Annotated in this window: 21 protein-coding genes; all 21 read left to right on the top strand. The window is 33.5% G+C overall.

Features of this window, described 5'->3' with window-relative positions; translation table 11 throughout:
• Window position 1: 1 nt before the first annotated feature.
• Window positions 2–754 (top strand): acyl-CoA dehydratase activase, encoded by a 753-nt coding sequence (locus FM121_RS01420; RefSeq protein ID WP_086950374.1) that lies wholly within the window; start codon window positions 2–4, stop codon window positions 752–754.
• A gap of 285 nt (window positions 755–1039) precedes the next feature.
• A complete protein-coding gene (gene prdC / locus FM121_RS01415; protein WP_256958387.1) occupies window positions 1040–2323 on the top strand; it encodes a proline reductase-associated electron transfer protein PrdC in 1284 nt (427 codons plus the stop codon).
• Window positions 2324–2374: 51 nt separating this feature from the next.
• Complete coding sequence (gene prdA, locus FM121_RS01410) at window positions 2375–4264, top strand: D-proline reductase (dithiol) proprotein PrdA (protein ID WP_086950372.1); 1890 nt, start codon at window positions 2375–2377, stop codon at window positions 4262–4264.
• Window positions 4265–4284: 20 nt separating this feature from the next.
• Window positions 4285–4578, top strand: coding sequence for a CBO2463/CBO2479 domain-containing protein (locus FM121_RS01405; protein ID WP_086950371.1), 294 nt, complete (start codon window positions 4285–4287; stop codon window positions 4576–4578).
• Between the two features lie 3 nt (window positions 4579–4581).
• A complete protein-coding gene (gene prdB / locus FM121_RS14600; RefSeq protein ID WP_086950370.1) occupies window positions 4582–5307 on the top strand; it encodes a D-proline reductase (dithiol) protein PrdB in 726 nt (241 codons plus the stop codon).
• 45 nt (window positions 5308–5352) lie between these two features.
• Window positions 5353–6090 (top strand): proline reductase cluster protein PrdD, encoded by a 738-nt coding sequence (gene prdD, locus FM121_RS14745; RefSeq protein ID WP_086950465.1) that lies wholly within the window; start codon window positions 5353–5355, stop codon window positions 6088–6090.
• A gap of 30 nt (window positions 6091–6120) precedes the next feature.
• Window positions 6121–6594, top strand: a complete 474-nt coding sequence (locus tag FM121_RS14740) for a glycine/sarcosine/betaine reductase component B subunit (protein WP_086950369.1) — start codon at window positions 6121–6123, stop codon at window positions 6592–6594.
• A gap of 24 nt (window positions 6595–6618) precedes the next feature.
• The gene (locus FM121_RS01385) at window positions 6619–7635 is read left to right on the top strand and encodes a proline racemase family protein (protein ID WP_086950368.1); all 1017 of its coding nucleotides are present in this window, start codon (window positions 6619–6621) and stop codon (window positions 7633–7635) included.
• A gap of 15 nt (window positions 7636–7650) precedes the next feature.
• Window positions 7651–8523: a TSUP family transporter gene (locus FM121_RS01380; RefSeq protein ID WP_086950367.1), complete on the top strand. Its 873-nt coding sequence runs from the start codon at window positions 7651–7653 to the stop codon at window positions 8521–8523.
• Between the two features lie 139 nt (window positions 8524–8662).
• Window positions 8663–9685: a selenide, water dikinase SelD gene (gene selD / locus FM121_RS01375; protein ID WP_086950366.1), complete on the top strand. Its 1023-nt coding sequence runs from the start codon at window positions 8663–8665 to the stop codon at window positions 9683–9685.
• Between the two features lie 15 nt (window positions 9686–9700).
• Window positions 9701–10309 (top strand): sulfurtransferase-like selenium metabolism protein YedF, encoded by a 609-nt coding sequence (gene yedF, locus FM121_RS01370; protein WP_086950365.1) that lies wholly within the window; start codon window positions 9701–9703, stop codon window positions 10307–10309.
• A gap of 12 nt (window positions 10310–10321) precedes the next feature.
• Entirely contained in the window at window positions 10322–10582 is a 261-nt protein-coding gene (locus FM121_RS01365; RefSeq protein WP_086950364.1) for a DUF3343 domain-containing protein, read from the top strand.
• A 5-nt stretch (window positions 10583–10587) separates the two neighbouring features.
• Window positions 10588–12480 carry a selenocysteine-specific translation elongation factor gene (gene selB / locus FM121_RS01360; RefSeq protein ID WP_086950363.1) on the top strand — a complete coding sequence of 631 codons (1893 nt, stop codon included), beginning with the start codon at window positions 10588–10590 and terminating at the stop codon, window positions 12478–12480.
• A gap of 10 nt (window positions 12481–12490) precedes the next feature.
• Window positions 12491–13657: an aminotransferase class V-fold PLP-dependent enzyme gene (locus FM121_RS01355; RefSeq protein ID WP_086950362.1), complete on the top strand. Its 1167-nt coding sequence runs from the start codon at window positions 12491–12493 to the stop codon at window positions 13655–13657.
• Complete coding sequence (gene selA / locus FM121_RS01350) at window positions 13650–15035, top strand: L-seryl-tRNA(Sec) selenium transferase (protein WP_086950361.1); 1386 nt, start codon at window positions 13650–13652, stop codon at window positions 15033–15035. Before FM121_RS01355 ends, selA begins: the two co-directional genes overlap by 8 nt.
• Window positions 15036–15059: 24 nt before the next feature.
• Window positions 15060–15623 carry a TetR-like C-terminal domain-containing protein gene (locus FM121_RS01345; protein ID WP_086950360.1) on the top strand — a complete coding sequence of 188 codons (564 nt, stop codon included), beginning with the start codon at window positions 15060–15062 and terminating at the stop codon, window positions 15621–15623.
• A 153-nt stretch (window positions 15624–15776) separates the two neighbouring features.
• Window positions 15777–17570 carry an oleate hydratase gene (locus FM121_RS01340; RefSeq protein WP_086950359.1) on the top strand — a complete coding sequence of 598 codons (1794 nt, stop codon included), beginning with the start codon at window positions 15777–15779 and terminating at the stop codon, window positions 17568–17570.
• A 201-nt stretch (window positions 17571–17771) separates the two neighbouring features.
• Window positions 17772–18911: a trans-sulfuration enzyme family protein gene (locus tag FM121_RS01335; protein WP_086950358.1), complete on the top strand. Its 1140-nt coding sequence runs from the start codon at window positions 17772–17774 to the stop codon at window positions 18909–18911.
• Between the two features lie 222 nt (window positions 18912–19133).
• Window positions 19134–19889 (top strand): ABC transporter ATP-binding protein, encoded by a 756-nt coding sequence (locus tag FM121_RS01330; protein WP_086950357.1) that lies wholly within the window; start codon window positions 19134–19136, stop codon window positions 19887–19889.
• On the top strand, window positions 19876–21462 hold the full coding sequence (locus tag FM121_RS01325; protein ID WP_086950356.1) for a hypothetical protein: 1587 nt from the start codon (window positions 19876–19878) through the stop codon (window positions 21460–21462). The genes FM121_RS01330 and FM121_RS01325 overlap by 14 nt, the downstream gene beginning before the upstream one ends.
• 8 nt (window positions 21463–21470) lie before the next feature.
• Window positions 21471–22976 carry a helix-turn-helix domain-containing protein gene (locus tag FM121_RS01320; protein ID WP_086950355.1) on the top strand — a complete coding sequence of 502 codons (1506 nt, stop codon included), beginning with the start codon at window positions 21471–21473 and terminating at the stop codon, window positions 22974–22976.

Here is a 22976-nt window from a genome sequence, read left to right as displayed (position 1 = left end):
TGTGAGAGTTATTGGTTTAGATTCTGGTTCAACAACAACTAAAGGTGTTTTGATGGAAAATGATAAAATTGTTAAATATGCCCTAGTTTTAACTTCAGGAAACCCAAGAAAAGCAATGAATGATATTTTGAATCAGTTGAACAGCGATGAAGAAACACTATTAGTAACAACGGGTTATGGTCGTAAGTTGATTGAATCTGATAAATGTGTGACTGAGATTACGTGTCATGCTAAAGGTGCTAATTTTTTAAATCCTGATGTGACGAGTATTATCGATATAGGTGGACAAGATAGTAAAACAATTAAATTGAATAGTTTAGGGCAAGTAGAAGAGTTTAACATGAATGATAAATGTGCTGCTGGAACCGGGCGTTTTGTGGAAGTGCTAATGCGTATTTTAGGAGAAGATATAAGTTGTTTAGATGAATTTGTGGAGTCAGCTGAAGTAGTCAAAATAAATAGTATGTGTACTGTATTTGCTGAAACAGAAGTGATTAGTTTAGTTGCTAAGGGAGAAGAAAGAGAAAATATCGCTTTAGGTGTTCTTCACTCTATATGCCATAGAATCCAGGGACAATATCTTAAGATTACACCTCAAGAAAAAGAATTGATCTTCTTTTCTGGAGGGTTAGCAGGTAGTAAAGTGATGAAAGAAATATTAGAAAAATTCACAAATAAAAAAGTGGTCACTCATCCTCTTGCTCAATATACAGGTGCAATAGGAGCGGCTAGAATGATAAAACAGAAAAACTGATTGTGAAAATAGACACATTTTTATATTTTGAAAATATTAAAATAATTATTATTCTTTGTTATGTTATTTAAAAATCAATTGTGAAAATAAAAATAAAAGCGTTTTCTGATTCACCTAAATAATAAGCTTATCCTTTATAGGATAAAGAATAAAGTTTAGTGAAAAGAGTAACTATTTTGTTAAAAAGTCTGTTAAAAAATAAAAGTTTATGTTATTATACAAGCGAGATTTGTAAACCTTCAAATGCTCGAATTATCACAATTAAAAAGACAGGAGGTGAAAATAATGACCGTATTTTACATTCCATTAAAACAACATGTAGGTGCTCCTTGTATTTCTTTAGTGAAAAAAGGAGACTATGTGAAACGAGGACAGTTAATTGCAAAACCAAATGGACTAGGTGCCAATATTCATGCTAGTATTTCTGGAGAAATTTCCGAAGTCAATGAAGAAACAATCGCAATTATTCCAAGTGAAAAACTATCAACAGATTTTATTAAACTTGAAGAAAAAGATTCGTATTTAGAATTGATTGAATCAGCTGGTATTGTAGGTGCAGGTGGTGCTGGATTTCCAACGCATGTTAAGTTAAATGCTGAGATACCCAATGGTTGTTTTATAGCTAATGCTGTTGAGTGTGAGGCACTACTTAAACACAACGTGAAACAAATCAAGGAACATTCTGAGACAATCGTTCGAGGGATTAAATATGTTATGGAAATAACGAAAGCACCAAAAAGCTATATCGCGATTAAAGATAAAAATCGTCAAGCTGTGATTGAATTACTTAAAGCAACTAAAAATGAACCTAATATTGAAGTGTTCAGATTACCAGATGTTTATCCAGCTGGTGATGAACGGATGATTATTAGAGAGGTTTTAAATATTGTTTTAGAACCAGGTCAATTACCGATTGAAGTAGAAACAATTGTCTCTAATGTGGAAACATTGAAACATATTGTAGAAGCAATTGAAGAGCGTAAACCTTTCATAGATAAAGATTTAACTGTTTCAGGTCGCGTAAAAAATGAGTCACATGTTTTTGTAAATGTCCCAATTGGTTTACCAGTAAAAATATTAATAGATGAAGCTGGTGGCTATATTGAGCCGCATGGAGAAATTGTAATTGGTGGACCGATGACTGGGCACAGTGGTAATGAATCGACACCGATTACCAAAACAACAGGTGGTATTTTAGTTGCAATGCCTTATCCACAAGAACATCGTAAGATTGGAATCTTGATTTGCGAATGTGGTGGTTCAGAGGAAAGATTAACTGAAATTGCTGAAAACATGGGTGCTGAAGTTGTTGCAAGTGAAATGTGTAAGCGAATGGTAGAAGTAAATGGCCGATACAGATGTTCTAAACCGGGTGTCTGTCCAGGGCAGGCTGAAAAAGTGATGAAAATGAAAAAAGAAGGCGCAGAAGTTGTCTTAACAGGAACTTGTTCCGATTGAACGAACACCGTCATGGGTGTCGCTCCTAGGTTAGGAGTTCCAGTGTATCATCATACAGATCATGTTCTAAGAGCAGTTGGACATAAGCTTTACCGTAAGCTGCCAAGCTAATATATTATTAAACTAAAAAAATTTATTAATAAATTTAGGAGGAGTTTTCGAATGTCTATAACTGTAGAAACTGCAAAAGAACATGCTAAAGATCCTGCGGTACTTTGTTGTCGTGCGGAAGGAAATATCATTATTGAACCATCAAATTTGGAAGATCCAGCGATTTTTTTAGATTTGGAGGATTCAGGTTTACTAGAAATTCCAGAAAATTGTTTAACAATTAGTCAAGTCTTAGGTGCTAAATTGTTAAATACAACAGATGCTTTGGTGGCATTGACACCAGATTTAGTTGAAGGAGCAACAATTGAAGTAGAAGAAGAAGTTATTGAAGAAGTAGCTCCAGAAGTAGCTGCCAATCCAGTAGCAACATCTACGCCAGTTGCTGAACCGATTATTAATACACAAAATCAAACAATCAAAATTCATATTGCTGAAGGTAAAGGAATTGATTTGGAGTTACCACTTATATTAGCAGGTGTGCCCCAAGCAACTCAAGGACAAGCGCCTGTTGAACAAAGTGTGACATCACCGATTCAAGAAACTGAAACAGTAGTTACTGAAGCGGCTCAAGAAGCAATTAAAGTGCGTTCTTTTGAAAGAGAACATTTAGAAATTAAAGAAGTTGTATTTGGTGACGAAACTAAGATTGAAGGTACTACTTTAACTTTAAGAAATCCTAAAGAATTAGGTGAAGAGGCTGCTGATTTAGAAGCGTTAGTTCTTGGTATGACGATTGATATCATTACTCCAGATCGTTACGGAGAGTATAGTGAAACAATCATGGACGTACAACCAATTGCTACTAAAATCGAAGGCGATTTAGGTCACGGAATCACACGTGTAATTGATGGTGTGGTAATGGTCTTAACAGGTACTGATGAAAATGGCGTTCAAATTGGTGAATTCGGTTCATCTGAAGGTGAATTAGACCGTAATATCATGTGGGGGCGTCCTGGTGCACCAGATAAAGGTGAAATCTTTATTAAAACGCAAGTAACAATCAAAGCGGGTGCCAATATGGAAAGACCTGGACCTTTGGCAGCACATAAAGCTTCTGATTATGTCACTCAACAAATCAGAGAAGCACTAAAAGTAGCAGATAGTTCTTTAATTCATAAAAAAGACGAAGTCGCGCAATATCGTCGACCGGGTAAGAAAAAAGTCTTAATCATTAAAGAAATTATGGGTCAAGGAGCAATGCATGATAATTTAATTATGCCAGTGGAACCTGTCGGAACATTAGGAGCGAAACCTAACGTTGACTTAGGTAATCTACCTGTTATTTTAGCACCAACAGAAGTAGTAGATGGTGGTATCCATGCCTTAACATGTATTGGACCAGCATCAAAAGAAACATCTCGTCATTATTGGCGTGAACCATTAGTTCTTGAAGCAATGAATGATGAAGAAATTGATTTAGTAGGTGTTATGTTTGTAGGATCACCACAAGCTAACTCAGAAAAATACTATGTATCAAAACGATTAGGTATGACAGTTGAAGCGATGGGAATTGATGGTGCAATTGTAACAACTGAAGGATTTGGTAATAACCATATTGACTTTGCTTCTCATATTGAAGAAGTTGGTAAACGCGGTATTCATGTTGTGGGAGATTCTTATAGTGCTGTTCAAGGTGCTTTAGTTGTTGGTAATAAACAAATGATCGCTATGGTTGATAATAATAAATCAAAACAAGGGATTGAAAATGAAATCTTATCAAACAACACACTTTGTAAAGAAGACGCAATTCGTGACTTGGCAATGTTAAAAACATTAATGGGTGGCGGAAGTATCAAAGTTGCTGAACGTAAGTGGAATCCAAATGTGAAAGAAAATAACCTTGAAATCATTGAGAAAACAATCGGTCAAAAAATTGAACGTGTTGAAAATGAGCAAATTTTACCTAAGAGTAAAAAACGTCAAGAGATTTACGAAAAATAATTAACATCGTAGGTGAAAAGATGGATGCAATAGATAAATTGAAATATGTATCAACTGAGAGAATGTTTGAAGGGGTTTTAGTAGAGATTACCGGTGCAAGTGTTACGATCGATATAAAAGGTCGATTAGGTCAGTTTAAGATTCCAAGGAGAATGTTGATTTCTGAATATGATATTAAGATCGGACAAGAAGTTGGTTTTATGATGTCTTATCCTGAAGTATTAAATGAAGAACCTAATGATCACTATGTTAATGCGATAGCAGAGCACAACGCAAGACAAAAAAATATAATGGACACACGAGAGGAGATTTAAATCATGACTTTAACGGTTTTTGAAGGTTTACAATCAGAAATTTATGTACCGATTACACCAAAATCAATTTTTACTCCTGTAAAAAAAGAGTTGAAAGAAATGCGTGTAGCGATGGCAACTGCTGCCGGCGTACATTTAAAAACAGATAAGAGATTTAATTTAGCAGGAGATACTTCATACAGAGAAGTACCTGATACTGCTAAAACTGAGGATTTAATGGTTTCTCACGGTGGTTACGATAATGCTGATGTAAACCGTGATGTTAACTGTATGTTCCCTATTGATCGTTTGCATGAACTTGCAAAAGAAGGATTTATCAAAGAAGTAGCACCTGTTCACTTTGGCTTTATGGGTGGTGGGGGCGATCAAGATGCCTTTCACGATGTAACAGGTCCAGAAATTGCTCAAAAATTAGTGGAAGAAGACGTTGATGCTGTTGTCTTAACAGCTGGTTGAGGGACTTGCCACAGAACTGCCGTGATCGTGCAGAGAGCTATTGAAGAAGCAGGAATTCCTACAATTTTAATCGCCGCCCTACCACCAGTAGTGCGACAAAATGGGTCACCAAGAGCCGTAGCGCCACTTGTTCCAATGGGTGCGAATGCGGGTGAACCGAACAATATCGAAATGCAAACAGGTATTTTAAAAGATACATTAACTGAATTAGTAGCAATTGAAACGCCAGGAAAAATTGTTAGTTTACCTTATGAGTATATCGCTCACGTTTAAGGTATTTGGGATTATGATTTGAAATGAATGAAAGCTGGTTGAATGATGACTGATAGAGAATTAAAAATTAAAGCTTTTCATATGAGAAAAGTAACATCAGGAGACACGTTTCAATTAGACCCGAATGCTTTACAAATTAAAGCAACTCACACTTTCAGTGAACCAAATATTAAGCAAATGACGATTCAACTTTTATCACCTAATCAGCATCATGTTGAAACCAATACAATTATGGATATTATACCAATATCTACTAAAGTATTGGGGAAAATTGGCGAGGGAATCACACACACACTTACTGGTGTTTGTGTGGTGTTAACAGGTGCAATAGAAGCTGGAGAGCAAATGCATGAGTTTGGTTCTTCTGAAGGGATTTTATCAGAAAATTTGAAGTTAAACAGAGTAGGCACACCTCTTGATACGGATTATATCATTCACATTGATATATTAGCTCATCAAGGGGTGGGTTTCACTCGTGAATTATGTTTGAAAATGTTCGAGATGACTGATAATTATATTCAAGAAATAAGAGATTCTCTAAAAATGATGGAGGGTCGTGTGGCAACAGAAGTTCATACCTTTGTTGAGAAATTTAATGAAGGAAAACCTAGAGTTGTACTTGTGAAACAGGTAGCAGGTCAAGGTGCAATGTATGATAATTTGATTTTTCCAGATGAACCAAGTGGTTTTTCAGGTGGAACATCGATTATCGATATGAACAATGTGCCGATTATTATTTCGCCAAATGAATATCGTGATGGAGCAATAAGAGCTATGGTCTAATGTTTTTGAGAAAAAGAAAGAGGGGTATCTATGGGAATAGGTCCTTCGACAAAAGAAACGACACTACACCATTTTAAAGACCCATTAGTTGATTGTTTAGCAGCAGATCCTGATATTAATTTTTTAGGAGTTGTTGTTGTAGGGACACCACAAGATAACAAGATGAAGCATTTTGTTGGTAACCGAACTGCTACATGGGTTAAAAGTATGGGATGTGACGGAGCAATTGTCTCAACAGATGGTTGGGGAAATTCAGATATTGATTTTGCTAACACATTAGAAGAAATAGGAAAACGTGATGTGAGTGTTGTTGGTTTAAAATTTATTGGAAAACAAGCCAAGTTTGTTGTTGAAAATGACTATACTAATTTCGTTTTAGATTTTAATAAATCGGAACGAGGCATTGAAACAGAGGTCGTTGGTGAAAATACAATAGATAGTCGAGACGCTAGTAAAGCGCTTGCATTTATTAAACTAAAAATGCGTAAAGATAAACAAATATAAATTTTGAAGGGAGTCGTTTTAAAAGTGAAATTTTCAAAAATGATGACAGCAATTGATACACATACTGCTGGTGAAGCAGCTCGCTTGGTAATCGGAGGTATTCCAAAATTTCCAGGTAAAACAATGGCTGAAAAGAAAGAATATTTAGCAACACAAAAAGATTATTTAAGAACAGCAATGATGCACGAACCTAGAGGACACAATGAAATGTTTGGTGCCTTTATTTGTGAGCCTGTTCACGATGAAGCAGACTACGGTATCATTTTTATGGATGCCGGAGGTTATTTAAATATGTGCGGGCATAATACAATTGCTGCAATGACAGCAGCTGTTGAAACTGGTTGGGTTGATGTTGAACCTGGACAAAGAGAAGTTAAAGTTGTTCAAGACACACCAGCTGGCTTAGTTTATGGAGAAGTCCATTTAAGTGAAGATTATTATGCAGAATCAGTTTCATTTGAAAATGTCGAATCATTCCTTTATAAACAAGGGGTGAAAGTTAACGTACCAGAAATTGGCGAATTAACAATTGATATTTCTTTTGGAGGTAGTTTCTTTGCGATTCTTCCAGCTAAAGATTTAGGTTTAGAAATTAAACCTGAAAATGCTTCAAAATTCTCTGATTTAGGAATTAAAATACGTGACGCTGTTAATGAACAAATTGAGATTCAACATCCAACCTTGTCACATATTAAAACAGTTGATCTAGTTGAGATTTATGGACCTGCAACAAGCCCAGATGCTACTTATCAAAATGTGGTTGTCTTTGGAGATGGGCAAGTAGACCGTTCGCCTTGTGGTACTGGAACAAGCGCAAAACTTGCTACTCTTTATGCTAAAGGAGAAATGGGTGTGGGTGATACTTTTGTTTATGAAAGTATTTTAGGCACTAAATTTAAAGGTGAAGTTGTTAGAACTGCTAAATTAGGTGACTATGAAGCCATCATTCCACGTGTATCAGGTTCAGCAAATATTAATGGATTCAATACATTTTTAATCGATCCAAAAGATCCGCTTAAAGATGGTTTTGTTCTAGGGTAGAAAGGAAGTAATAATATGGTAGCAGTTTTATTAGGTATTTTAGGTTTATTACTTCTTTACTATATGTTTTTCTTAGTGAAAGATTTAATCGCTAACAAAGCTAATCTTGGAACAGGAAGTATTCCTATTGCAATGGGAATTGGATTTGTTACAGACTTTTTAGATGTATTGGGAATCGGAAGTTTTGCTCCAACTACTATGCTTCTACAAACAACTAAGTATTTAGATGATGATAAAAAATTACCAGGAACATTAAACGTGGCTCACACTATTCCAGTTATGATTGAGGCATTTATTTTTATCAAAGTAGTAGAAGTTTCACCTGTTACATTATTGTCATTGGTTTTTTCAGCAATCATTGGTTCTTGGGTTGGTTCTAAAACAGTAACTAAATTACCTGAGAAAAAAGTCCAATTTTACGTAGGTCTTGCCCTAGTAGCAACAGCAATTATTATGGCTGCTAAACAAATGGGGTGGCTTGCTATGCTTGGTGATGGCAATACTGCAACTGCCTTAACTGGCGGAAAATTAATTATCGGTATTGTGGGTAATTTTATTTTTGGTGCTTTAATGACTATTGGGGTTGGTCTGTACGCTCCGTGTATGGCAATGGTTTATTTATTAGGATTAAAACCAATTATTGCAATGCCAATTATGATGGCTTCATGTGCCGGACTAATGCCCGTAGCAAGTGCAGAGTTTATTAAGACAGGTAATTATTCAAGAAAAGGCACTATCGGTATCATTATTGGAGGGATTATTGGGGTAGCGATTGCAGCCAATTTTGTAACTAATATGCCAATGGATATCTTAACTTGGATTATTATTGTTGTTATTATATACACTGGTATTACCTATATCTTAAAGAGTAAAAAAACAGTAGCATAATATCAAATAAGTTCGAAAATAAAGTTTTTCAACTTTTATTTTCGAACTGTTTGTTTTATCTGTTAAAATAACAATATAAAGATAATGATTTCGGTTTCATTGTATGGTTATTTTAATAGATAAATAGGAGATGACTTTAATGGAAGATTTAGAACAGTTAATCGTATGTGGTGGATGTAACGCTAAGATAGGCCCAGGAGATTTAGGTGACTTACTTGCTGATCTACCTAAAGTAACGAATGATAAATTATTAGTTGGTTTTGAAAATACAGATGACGCGGCAGTTATCAAAATTAGTGAGGATCAAGTAATCATTCAAACCTTGGATTTTTTCCCAACGATGGTATCAGATCCTTATCTTTTTGGGAAAATAGCAGCAGCTAATGCCTTGAGTGATGTTTATGCAATGGGAGGGACTGTATTGTCAGCCTTGAATATTGTGGCTTTTCCAGAAGAGAAAGATTTTAATGTTTTAAAAGAAATTTTACGTGGAGGAGCTGAAAAAGTTCAAGAGGCAGGTGGAATTTTGGCTGGTGGTCACTCGATTCATGATCACTCTGTTAAGTACGGTTTATCTGTCACAGGAGTGGCACATCCAGATGAAGTATTGATGAATAATTCAGGTCAAATAGGGGATCATTTAATACTCACAAAACCACTTGGTGTAGGAATTATTACGACTGGCTTTAGTGTGGGAGAAATTTCTGAAAAGGCTTTTGAAGAAGCGACGAACTATATGCAAATGCTAAATAAATATGCCATGGATGTGATGAAAAAGTACCCAATAAATAGTTGTACAGATGTGACGGGATTTGGTCTTTTGGGACATCTACATGAGATGCTTCATGGTGAATTATCGGCTGAAATTGATAGTCAAAAACTTCCTTTTATAGAAGAAGCCTATCAAGGTGCTAAGGAATTTATATTAACGGCAGGTGGCCAACGTAATCGTAATTATTTATCAGAATTTGTTTCTTTTGAGAATGAAGATTTTGGTATAGAAGAGTTATTATTTGATCCGCAAACTTCTGGAGGGTTATTAGTGAGTGTTCCAGAAAATGAAGTGAGTAATTTATTAAAAGAACTCAGAGAAAAAGAAATTTTTGCAGAGGACTTTGGAAAAATTACCACAAAAATAAATGATGAAATTATTGTTAAATAGAAAGGTGAGATAGAAATGTTTGAGATAGATGCAAGAGGAATGGCCTGTCCGTTACCTGTTATAAAAACAAAAAAAGCACTTAAAGAAAATAAAGAGGTTGTAACAATTGTGGACAATGAGATTGCCACACAAAATTTAAAAAAATTAGCTGATCAACTTCAATTAAATTATCAAGTAGAAAAAAAATCTGCTACACATTTTGTGACAACGATTAGTCAAGGCGAAATATCTCATGATAAAGTGGTAGTGAAGTCGAAAGATGATTCAAGTGATGTACTCTCAGAAAAAATAGGCTACACAGTCGTTTTTGATACGAATATTATGGGAAGAGGATCAGACGAATTAGGTGCTAATTTAATGAAAGCTTTTGTATATTCTTTACTTGAACAAGATGAGTTACCAGAGGTGATTATTTGTTATAACAGTGGTGTTAAACTAACAGTTGAAGGATCAGACTGTTTAGAGGATCTTCTTCAAATGAAAGAACAAGGTGTTGAAATTTATTCTTGCGGTGCTTGTTTAAATTACTACAACTTAACAGAAAAACTAGCAGTGGGTGAAGTGACTAATATGTACCGAATTGTTGAAATGATGCAATCTGCTGTTAAACTGGTTAAACCATAGGAGGATTTCAAAATGAAGGAATACGGTGTTCTTTTATTTAACTCAACACATTACGCAATGGAAGCTGAAAAATATTTAAAAGAGGCCTCACTTCCAGCAAGAATCATATCTACTCCAGAAAAAATAAAAGCAAGTTGTGGGTTTTCTTTAAAATACAACATTGATTTAGAAAAAGAAATTATCGACTTACTGGATGATAAGAAACTTTTGTATGATGGTTTTTATCATGCGAGTGGCAAGGGACTTAATATTGACTATCGAAAGGTTGGCTAGTAACTATGGCAGATATTGTAATTGGAACAGCAGGACATATTGATCACGGGAAAACAACATTAATAAAGCATTTGACGGGAATTGAAACCGATACAACAAAAGAAGAAAAAACGCGTGGCTTATCAATAAATCTCGGATTTGCCTATCTAGATTTACCTAATAAAGAACGTGTTGGAATTGTTGATGTTCCTGGGCATGAAAAATTTATTAAAAATATGGTGGCAGGACTTCCAGGAATTGATTTAATTCTACTTGTTATTGATGCAGGGGAAGGTATTATGCCTCAAACAAAAGAACATATTGATATATTAAGTTTACTGGGGATTCAAAATTACATGATTGTCTTAAGTAAATGTGAGACGATTGATGATGAGTTAAAAGAATTGGTAAAAGATGATATCAGAGAACAACTAGCAAGTACGTTATTAAAAGAGGCACCTATTTTTGAAACAGATGCAGTTGCGGGAATTGGTTTGGAAGAGTTAAAGTTAGCCATCCAAAAATTCGCTGAAAACACACCTGAAAAAACAGTTAAAAACATCGGTCGTTTAAATGTGGATCGTGCTTTTTCAGTTAAAGGTTTTGGAACGGTTGTTACAGGAACACTTCTTGAAGGTCAGTTTAAAGTTGGTGATGAATTAACGATTTTTCCAAGTGGCAAAAAAACAAAAATTCGTAGTATTCAAATTCATGAGACGGATAAACAAGAAGCTTATGCGGGACAAAGGACAGCGCTTAATTTAACGAATATCTCAAAAGAAGAAATTAGCCGAGGTGATGTTTTAACAAATGGGTCAGCCCTAGAAGCGACTTGGATGATTGATGCTAAAGTAACTTGTTTAGAAGATATTTCAACTGGGTTTAACTTGTGGGATAGAGTTCGAGTGCTAGTTGGAACACAAGAAGTATTTGCAAGACTTGTTCCAATTGGATCAGAAAATATTCAACCAGGTGAGAGTGGCTTTATACAACTTCGCCTGGAAGAACAATTAGCAGTTAATACAGGTGATTATTTCATTATGCGTGCTTATTCACCAATGGTTACTATTGGCGGTGGACAGGTTTTAGACGCTATCCCTCAGAAACATCGACGCTTTAAACAAGATGTGATAGATAGTTTGAAAGTTAAAGAAGAAGGTAATATGGATCATTTGATTTTAGATTTCATGCTAAATCGTCAAGAGATGGTCAGCCAAACAAAAGAGATTTGCCAGTACATGAATTTATCAGAGGAAAAAATATTACCAATATTAGGGATACTTGCAGAAGACGGAGAGGTTGTACGCCTATCGGATAGAGAATGGATTTCTCAAGGTAAGATTAAAGAAGCGCGAGAACTTATTTATCTAGAATTAGAAAAGTATCAAAAGATGTATCGTTTACGACCAGGAATGCCGGTAGAAGAGTTACGTTCTAAGGTAAAGAGATGGATAACTACAAAACAACTTGATTTACTTATTGCTTATCTTGTTGCACAAAAACAATTGATACAAGAAAGCCATCGTGTGTCACATCCAGATTTTAAAATTGAGTTAAATAAATATCAAGAAAATGTAAAAATAGCAATTGAGAAAAAATTAAAAGAAACAGCTTTCACACCAATAAAAAAAGAAGAGTTAGAAGCATTAGATGAAAAAAATGGAAAAGACGTTTTAGAAATGTTAGAGGATAAAAGCGTCACTGCTTTAACTTTTGAGTATGTTATTAGTCAAGAGTACTATCTAAAAGCTGTTGAATTAGTCACCGATTTTATTAATAAAAATGGTCCTATGACTTTAGCTGATTTTAGAGATATGACAGATTCTAGTCGAAAATCATCCATGTTAATTTTAGAATATTTAGACGAACAACAGGTAACTAAAAGAGTTGAAAATACACGAGAATTAATGGAAAGTTAGGTGATTGTTGGTGTCAATTTATTTTGATAATGGAGCAACCACGATAAACAAACCTAAACAAGTTGCTCAAACTGTTTATGAAACAATGATTTCAGGAGAGTATGGTAATCCAGGAAGAGGGAGCCATGATTTTTCTTTAAATAGTTTTCGTGAAGTGAATGGTGTCAGAAAAAAAATCAAGTGTTTATTGAATGCTTCAGAAAATTATGAAGTAGCGTTTACTAATAATTCGACAACATCTTTGAATATGATAATTAAAGGTTTAGTCAAATCTAAGGAACATGTTATAACAACTTGTTGGGAGCATAACGCTGTTCTTAGACCTTTGTATCAATTAGCAGAAGAGGGGGTAACGTTTGATTGTTTAACAGGAAACCAAGTGACAGGACGACTTGATTTAGATAGATTAGAAGAATTAATCAAACCAAATACTTCAACTGTCGTTGTGACTCATGGCTCTAATGTGACGGGGAATGTGATTGATTTAGAAAAGGTTGGTCGATTTTGTCAAAAGAATAACTTACTACTCATCGTAGATGCCTCACAAACCATGGGACAGTTTTCCATCTCTTTAGAAAATGAAGCTGTAGATGCTTTATGTTTTACAGGTCATAAATCACTCTATGGACCCACAGGAACTGGTGGTGTTTGTTTGAAAAAAGATTTAGCAACGAGGATGACGCCTCTAATTTCTGGGGGAGATGGTATGCAATCTTTTTCCAAAATTCAACCTCAAGAATTACCAGTGTTATTAGAAGCTGGGACGTTAGATGTTGCAGGAATTAGAGGTCTTGGCTCAGGGATTGATTATGTGAACCAGATAGGTGTTAAACAGATTAATCTCCATGTAACAGATTTAGCAAGGCAGCTAGTTGAGGGTGTTAAAAATAATTCTCTTATTCAACTTTATGGTTATCAAGACATTGCAAGGACAGGTGTCATTTCTTTGAATTTTAAAGGAATTGATTCAGCCCTTGTGAGTGATTCTTTATGGGAAGAGTATGAAATTGCCATTCGAGCAGGGTATCATTGTGCGCCTTTAATGCATGAAACTTTAGGAACTAAAAATCAAGGAACCTTAAGATTTTCTTTTTCAAGTTTAAATACAAAAAAAGAGGTTGAAGTAGCAGTTAATGCGTTAAATGAACTAAGTCAGGAAGTGCAAAACAATGATTGATTATCAAAAACTAGCATTATTACCATCCGTTGACTCGCTACTAAAACATCCAAGTTTAAAGGATATAGCCGTGGAATCTCCGAAAGGATTAAAGGCGTGTATCCAACAAATAATATCAGAAATTAGAGAGAAATTTCTTTCTGAAGAATATTCAGATTTACCTTCTGAAGAAGAAATAATTCGGTGGGTGCTAGAGCAACAAGAGCAAACTAAGGATTTTTCATTAAAACAAGTGATTAATGCTACTGGAACGATCGTTCATACTAATTTAGGTCGTTCATTACTAAGTTTAAAAGTAAAAGAACAGTTAGAAAAATCAGCTTTTTCATATACAAATTTAGAGTATAATTTAGAAACAGGTGAAAGAGGATCACGTTATCAGCATCTAGAAGGTGTGATTAGAAAGTTAACAGGGGCAGAAGATGTAGTGGTTGTTAATAATAATGCAGCAGCAGTGATGTTAACTTTAAGTACGCTTATTCCAGAAAAAGAGGTATTGATTTCAAGAGGGGAACTAGTTGAAATTGGTGGTTCGTTTCGAATCCCAGAAGTGATTGAGTTGAGTGGTGGAATGATTCATGAAGTAGGGACAACGAATAAAACTCACTTAAAAGATTATCAACAAGGAATCAATGAGGACACTGGAGCTATTATGAAAGTTCATACGAGTAACTACCGAGTCATTGGTTTTACTGAAACGCCATCTATTGAAGCGTTAGCTGAGTTGGCCCATCAAAATGATTTACCCTTGATTAATGATCTGGGAAGTGGTTTATTAATTGATATGCAACCATTTGGATTACCTTACGAACCTACGATTCAAGAGAGCTTAAAACAAGGTTGTGATGTGGTGATGTTCAGTGGAGATAAATTATTAGGTGGTCCTCAAGTTGGAGTCATTATCGGTAAAAAAGAGTTCATCGAACCAATGAAAAAAAACCAACTACTACGAGCTTTAAGAGTGGACAAGTTAACTTTAAGTGCTTTAGAAGCAACTTTATCCATTTATTTAGAACCTGAGAATGCTATTAAAGAAATCCCTACATTACAAATGATTAGTAAATCTTATGAGACTTGTCTAGAGGAAGCTAAACACTTAGAAAAAGAATTAAAATTAGCGAATTTACCTTTAATTGTCGACAGGATATCAGAAAAAAGTCAAGTTGGTGGTGGTTCGTATCCAGAGTATCAGCTACCAACAGAGCTTGTGGGTATTAAAAGTGCAACGTTAACTACTAATCAATTGGCTTATAGATTAAGAACAGGTGATTATCCTGTTGTCACTCGTGTGAAAAACGATCAAGTTTGGTTTGATGTTAGAACATTAAAACAAATCGAAATTGAATTGATTACAAAAAAATTAGCTGAAATTTTATAATAAATAGTAGTAAGGGGAGAGTTCATGGCAAAGCAATATACAAAAAAACTAATACACGATACGTTTATTAAAATGTTGAATGAACAACCCTTGAAAAGAATAACTGTTAAGGATTTAGCACTAGCTTGTGAAATCAACCGAAATGCCTTTTATTATTATTATGCAGATATTTACGAATTACTATCTAAAATATTCAAAGACAATATTCAATTAGTAATTGATGAATTCAATCAATCCAATTCTTGGGAGGATAGTTTTCTTAAGGCAACTGATTTTGCATTAGCTAATAAAAAAGCCATTTATCATGTATACGATTCTATGCAAAAAGAAGAGTTAATTCAATTTATTTTTGAGATTTCTGGTAACATGATGACAGAATACGTTAAACGAGTGAATGCTTCGATTAACGCACCAGAAAAGGATCAAGATTATATTGCCTACTTTTATCAGTGTGCTTTGGCTGGAATGGTAGTTAAGTGGCTTCAAACAGGTATGAAAGAAGAACCTGAGGAAGTGATTGATCGTATCGGTTTTTTGTTTGATGGCAATATAGAAATATCATTAAAAAGGGCCGTTGAAAAAAATTAAAATTTGACACTTTGAGCTAGTTGCCTAAATTTATAGCAGGTTTAAAAGAATGTTTGGAAAGCAAGCATTCTTTTTTTGTGTCTAATGAAGTTATGTTTGTTTTTATTTATACTTATTCTTGTAAGAGAAAAGTTTAGAAAGTAGGAATGAACAATGGAATTAAAAACATACGATCCACGTTTAACTTTAACAAATGGAAGTTATCATGCTTTGGTTAATGCTAGAAAACCAGAAGGCATCGAAGAAAAACAAGCTTTCCTAATCGGAACAGGGATTGGTTCATTAGCAGCAGGTTGCTTTTTAATAAGAGATGCACATATGGAAGGTAGTAAAATTACCTTTTTAGAACAATTAGAGATAGCTGGTGGTTCATTAGATGGTGATATTCGCCAAAATGCAGGCTATGTTGCTCGTGGTGGACGTGAAATGGGACATCATTTTGAGGTTCTTTGGAGTTTATTCAGTTCTTTACCATCAACAGAAGACCCTAATATGAGTGTTTTAGATCATTTTTATTATACTAATTTTGATGATCCTAATTATAGTAATTGCCGTGTAACTGAAAATCGTGGTGAAAGATATGATAATGCTAAATTTAATTTAGGACAAGATTTAGCTAAAGAATTAGCTGATTTTGTGATGATGAGAGATGAAGTACTAGAAAATAAAACAATTGAAGACATTTTTTCTAAGGAATTAATCGCCAGTGATTTTTGGTTATATTGGCAAACAATGTTCGCATTTGAAAATTGGCATAGTGCTTTAGAAATGAAATTGTATATGAACCGTTTCATCCATCATGTGGACGGTCTACCTGATTTATCAGCACTACAATTCTCTAAACATGATCAATATACTTCATTCGTCTTACCAATGGTGAAATATTTAGAAGATCACGGAGCAAAATTTGAGTATGGTATTACTGTAGATAATGTGATTTTTGAAATTAACGACCAACACAAAGTAGCTAAAAAAATTGTGGCAACAAATTCAGAAGGTGAAGATGCTTCAATTAATCTAACTGAAAAAGATTTAGTATTTATTACAAATGGTTCAATCACTGAAGCTTCTGGTTATGGAGATGATAATACACCAGCACCATTTAATCGTGAATTAATGGGTTGTTGGAACTTATGGCAAAATATCGCCGAACAATCAGAAGAATTTGGAAAACCAGAAAAATTCAATTTTGATGTAGAACAATCTAACTGGGAATCTTGTACGGTAACATGTCACAATGACCGTGTTCCAAAATATATCGAAAAAATAACTAAACGTTCTCCATATGGTGGAAAAACAGTAACTGGTGGTATTGTCACTGCCAAAGATTCGTCTTGGTTACTTAGTTGGACCATTAATCGTCAAGAACAATACATTGGTCAACCTAAAGAAGATGTCATTGTATGGGTGTATGGTTTATTCTCAGACGTTGAAGGGGATTATATTAAAAAAACAATGAGAGATTGTACAGGAAAAGATATCACAAAAGAATGGTTATATCACATTGGTGTGCCAATTGGTGAGATTGATGAACTAGCTGAAACATGTACAGCAGTACCAGTGATGATGCCGTACATCACATCTCAATTTATGCCTAGAGAACAAGGAGATCGCCCATTTGTAGTACCAAGTAAAGCCGTTAACTTTGCTTTCTTAGGACAATTTGCAGAAACATTAGATAAACCAGGACGTGACACAGTCTTTACAATTGAGTATTCTGGACGGACTGCAATGGAAGCAGTTTATGTTTTAACAGGTGTTGAAAAAGGTGTACCAGAGGTCTTTAATTCAAGATATGATATTCGTTATCTATTGTTTGGTGGCTTGAGTTTATTAGATGGTGAAAAACCCGATATTAAAATGCCTGCCTTGACTAAGCATAAATTAATGAAGAAAATGAAGAATACTGAAATAGAAGCTATTTTAGAAGAATTTGGAATTTTATAAAATAAAAAAAAAGAGGCCGACTTTGGTCTCTTTTTTTTGTATCTTAAAAAGATATGAGTATTATCTAAGATTAATCACATGTAATTATTTAGTCACTCATGGAGCTATCATTTGCTTATTAATCTTAATAAATAAGTGTTGTTAACGCTTTATTCTAAGTGTATGATTAGGGTATGAGAGTTGATATAGGAGGAACTATATATGAAAGACAATACAAAATTAATACACGGTTATCCAGTTGTAGATAGTTTTACAGGGGCAGCGTCAATTCCTAAATACCAAACATCAACATTTAATCAATCAGATGTTTTTGAAAAACAAGCGTATAGTTATACCAGATTTGGTAATCCAACTGTTTCTGCTTTAGAAGAGGGAATAGCCGTGTTAGAAGGCGGTAAACATGGTTTTGCTTTTTCATCAGGTATGTCAGCAATTTCGACTGTTCTAATGATGATGGATGCTGAAAATCATATTATTGTACCAAAAGAAGTTTATGGCGGAACGTGTCAATTTGTAAAAGATATTTTACCAAGTTTTCATATTACTTCCTCATTCGTTGATTACAGTAATATAAGTGATGTCGAACAAGCAATTCAACCTAATACAAGAGTGTTATATCTAGAAACACCTTCTAATCCGTTATTAACAATTTCAGATATTAAAGCTTTAGTTGCTTTAGCTAAAAAACATAACTTAGTAACCATTATGGATAACACTTTTATGACACCACTCTACCAAAAACCATTAGAATTAGGTGTCGATATTGTGATTGAAAGTGCCACTAAATTTTTAAACGGTCATAGCGATGTTTTAGCTGGTTTAGTTGTTTTGAATGATGATAAAATGGCAGAACAATTACGTATTTATCAAAAATCTTTTGGTGCTATTCTTGGTGTGGAAGATGCTTGGTTAGTCTTAAGAGGAATGAAAACAATGGGAATTCGCATGGAAAAAAGTTGTCAGAATGCCCAAATTATTGCAGAATTTTTAGAAAATCATTCAAAAGTTGAAAAAGTTTTTTATCCAGGACTTAAGCAACATGAAGGATATTCTATTCACTGTGAACAGGCTAAAAATGGTGGTGCGGTTCTTTCATTTGAGCTTGGGAGTGAGGAGAATGTCCATACCTTTACTCAACATTTGAACTTGCCGATTATTGCTGTGAGTTTAGGAGGAGTAGAGTCAATCGTCTCTTACCCACGTACGATGTCTCACGCCTGTATTTCTGAAGAAGAAAGATTAAAACAAGGAGTTACTCCTGGTTTACTACGTTTATCTTGTGGTATCGAAGACACAGAGGATTTATTAGAGGATATTAAAGAAGCGTTAAGCTATTTGTAATCCCAAATAGGGTGAATCAAAAATTATTTTGCCTCTAGTTGCCTCTAGTTGCCTTTGGAGCAGACGTAAAATCATCTGGCTATTAAAAATTATTCGTATAATAAATAAGTGGTTGACATCGTGGTCAGCCTCTTTTTTGTTTTAATTGATAACAAATGTCATTTTCAATCAAGAAAGTGTATAATATTAAGTAAATAATTTTAAAAAATGGGGTTGTTTAAGATGATTATACTAGAAAATGTTCAAAAAAAATATGGAACAAAAGAAGCACTGAAAAATTTAACATTGACAATACCAGAGGGAAAAATATTCGGTTTTTTAGGTCATAATGGAGCAGGTAAATCGACAACTATTAAAAGCTTAGTAAGTATTATTACGCCAACATCTGGAGAAATTATGGTCGATGGGAAGTCCTTAAAAGAACATCGATTAGAAATAAAAAAAAGAATTGGCTATGTTCCAGATACGCCTAATATCTTTTTGCAGCTAACGGCAATGGAGTATTGGAATTTGGTTGCAGCTGCATTTGATTTAACAGAAGAAGAAAAAAATCAACAAATTAATAAATTAGCCAGTTTATTTGAGATTAGACAACAAGTTAATAATGAAATTGATAGCTTTTCTCACGGAATGAGACAGAAAGTTATTGTGATAGGAGCATTATTATCTAATCCAGATATTTGGATTTTAGATGAACCGATGCAAGGATTAGATCCACAAGCAGCTTTTGATTTGAAACAATTGATGAGAGAACATGCGGACAAAGGGAAAACGGTTATTTTTTCTACTCATAATTTAGACACTGCAGAACAGTTGTGTGATGAATTAGCCATCTTGAAGAAAGGTGAACTAATTTATAATGGTTCTGTAAGTGACTTGTTAAAAGAACATCCAGATACATCATTGGAAACAATTTATTTAGAAATGGCTGGAAGAAAACAAGATGAGAGGGAGTTGATCACACATGACACTCTTTAAAAAACAATTACTTGCTTTATTTAAAGTGAATTTATTGTATGCTAATCCTCAGGTTTCCGCACAACTTAGAAAAAAAGGAAAACAAGGAAATGAGATATTTAAGAGCATCGTCATTCAACAAGTGATGCTGAGTTTTGTTTTTACCTTTATTTATGGTATGAGCATGTTCATGATTGATTTTAGTCAATTTCCTGGATATTTTACTTACTATTTAGGGATATTTAGTATTCTAGGTTTTTCTCAAGGCATTTTTATTGTTTACAATGTTTACTTTGATAGCAAAGATGTAGAAGATTATCTACCCTTACCGTTTTCAGAAAGAAGTGTCTTTTTAGCTAAATTTTTATCGGTGGGTTTCTTTATGATTCCGTTTATGTTACCGATATTAGCATTATTTATTTTAACTGCCATTAGAAGTTCAATTTCTTTAATTTTAATGTTACCATTTAGTTTAATTTTGTTCGTTTTATTTTTTATCCTTTATTTAGAACTTGTCACTTATTTTGTGTCACTTTTAATCCAGACAAAAATATTTCAACGTTTTAAAACAACATTTACAACTTTACTGATGTTTATTCCAACAGTCGGAATGTTAGTCGGAATTTTATATATGAATAAGCAACAAACTAATATAAGTGAAATGAGTCAGTTAAAAGATCAAAAAGTCATTACTATTTTGAAGCCATTTCATCAATTAATAAATGAACCTTTTTCATTGGATGCGCTCTTAGCTTTTTTAATTATTGTTGCTTTGGTTGTATTATTAGGCCTATTGATTAAAGAAAAGACATTACCTAAAATTCGTAACCAAGTGAATACTACTAGCCAGAAAAAGAAAAAAACAACGTATAATTCTTTAAGAAGACAGTTGATTTCTTATCATTTTAGTTTAATTAAAAATCCAACGTTACAGTTACAAATACTATCAGGATTATTTATTTTTCCAATTATTATTATTTTCCCATTTCTAGCAAATGGTACTGAGTTTTTACAAAGATTAGGAACACAATATTTTTCTCTATTTTTTGTTGTGGGGATTATTTTTGCTATGATGACACTTAGCATTAATTCATTGGCGAGTGTAATTATTTCTTTAGATCAAGATAATTTAATGTTTATCAAGTCTTTACCAATTTCATTTAAAGAATACTTAAAAATGAAATACTATTTTGCTTTCTTTTTACAATTTATTTCAATTTTATTGATTATGTCGATTGGTGGACTAGTATTGAAATTACCAATTATTTTAATAATAGCTCTTGTTTTCGGTGCTCTACTAGGATGTTTAGCAGGTACTTCTCATTTTATTAAGGATGATTGGCGACATTTGACACTCAATTGGACAAATATTAACCAACTTTTTAATCGAGGGTCAGGCGCATTTAGAATAATGGGAATCATGTTTGGTACAATGTTTATAGGTAGTATTGTTATATTTTTTCTTTATACCATCACAAGAACAATCGAGAATACGTTACTCCTTAATATAATAGTGTTGGGAATAATAACTCTTTTAATTACTTTATATCAATTAAGAATGAAAAAAGTATTTTGGAGAAAAATGGAGGGATAGAAAAAGCGATGGAAAAAGACATTTTGAATTTATTAGATACTCAAAATAAAATCATGTTGAATATTTTAGATCTAGTTTCTGAAAGTCATAGATGGTACAGTGTAAATGAAATAAGCATTGAACTTAATGTCGTAGAACGAACAGTCCAAAGGTACATCCATACTCTAAAAGAATTGATAGATGCTTATAATGAAGAACGAAATCATCATATTGCTATTAGTTATGAAAAATATAAAGGTGTTTTACTTGAAATTGATAGTGGAAGTAATTATATGGAGTTAAAAAGTTATGTACTAGAAAATGATGAGACGATGAAACTTTTTAAGTTAATTATTTTCGAGGATTTTCAGTCTATTTCTCATTATTCGCAAGAAAATTTTGTCAGTGAAAATGCCACTAGAAGGTCACTAAAAAAAATAAAAGAATTTTTAGCTCAATATAATTTAACGCTGTCACGAAGTTCTTTCATCATAGAAGGAGAAGAAAAACAAATCCGTTTAATTATTTATATCTGTAGTTGGATTATATTTAAGGGCGTTGTTTGGCCTTTTGATTTCATTAGTCAAGAAAAAGTATATGTGTCAGTAGACCATTTTTCAGAAGAGATGAACATCGGATTCTCAGTCATTCATAGAAAACAGATGGCGTACATGTTAGCTGTTAATATTTTAAGATTAAGAAAAAAACATGTTATTATGATGGAACCTGAATGGAAAAATTATGCTAATTTACCAAAATTAATTGAAGGTTTACCTGTTTTAAATACTTTTATTGCTGATTATAATGTTTATATAGAATCAGAACTTTATTTTTATTTGTTATCAGTCCAATTTAAACCGAAACTTTATGAATCTCTTGATTATAGAAATCGAGTGCTTAACTATCATAAAAAAATGAATTCCAATGTGTATCAAGCAACAGAAGCGTTTATGAATCAATTTGATAAGGAAATTGTCTCTATACCAACAGAGTTGAAAGAACGTTTCTTTTTAACTAGTTTTTGCTCTCATCTATTCTGTCAGTTATTTTCTAACGTACAGGTAGATATAGATGGTCATACAATTTTTAGAGACATGGAATCGGATTATCCTAATCTAAAAAATGAATTATCAAAAATGCTAAATAATTTATTTCAAACGACACAAGAAAGATTATTTTTACAAGAAGATTTTTTACTTCAAAAATATGTCCAGTTATTTTCTTCTATCAAACCACTGACTTACTATGAGCCAAAAATCAGTATTTTTCTTGATTCTGATTTACCTTATTTTGTAAAAAATAATATTCGTGATCAAATTACCAATCGATTTAAATACGATTTTAATGTTCAGTTTGTTACGAAAGAAGAAGCTGAGAGCTCAGATTTAGTTTTAACCAATATACCTAATATGTTGGAAGAAGAATTACGCTTTTCACACAAGGTTCATTTATTTGATTTTCCTTTTAATCAAAGAGATTTTGTAGAGATAGAAAGAAAGCTAAGAACAATTACACAAGATAACTCTTTGAAATAA

The organism is Vagococcus fluvialis bH819 (genome assembly GCF_900163795.1).
GTDB lineage: Bacteria > Bacillota > Bacilli > Lactobacillales > Vagococcaceae > Vagococcus > Vagococcus fluvialis_A.
This window is presented reverse-complemented; position numbering and strand designations above follow the sequence as displayed.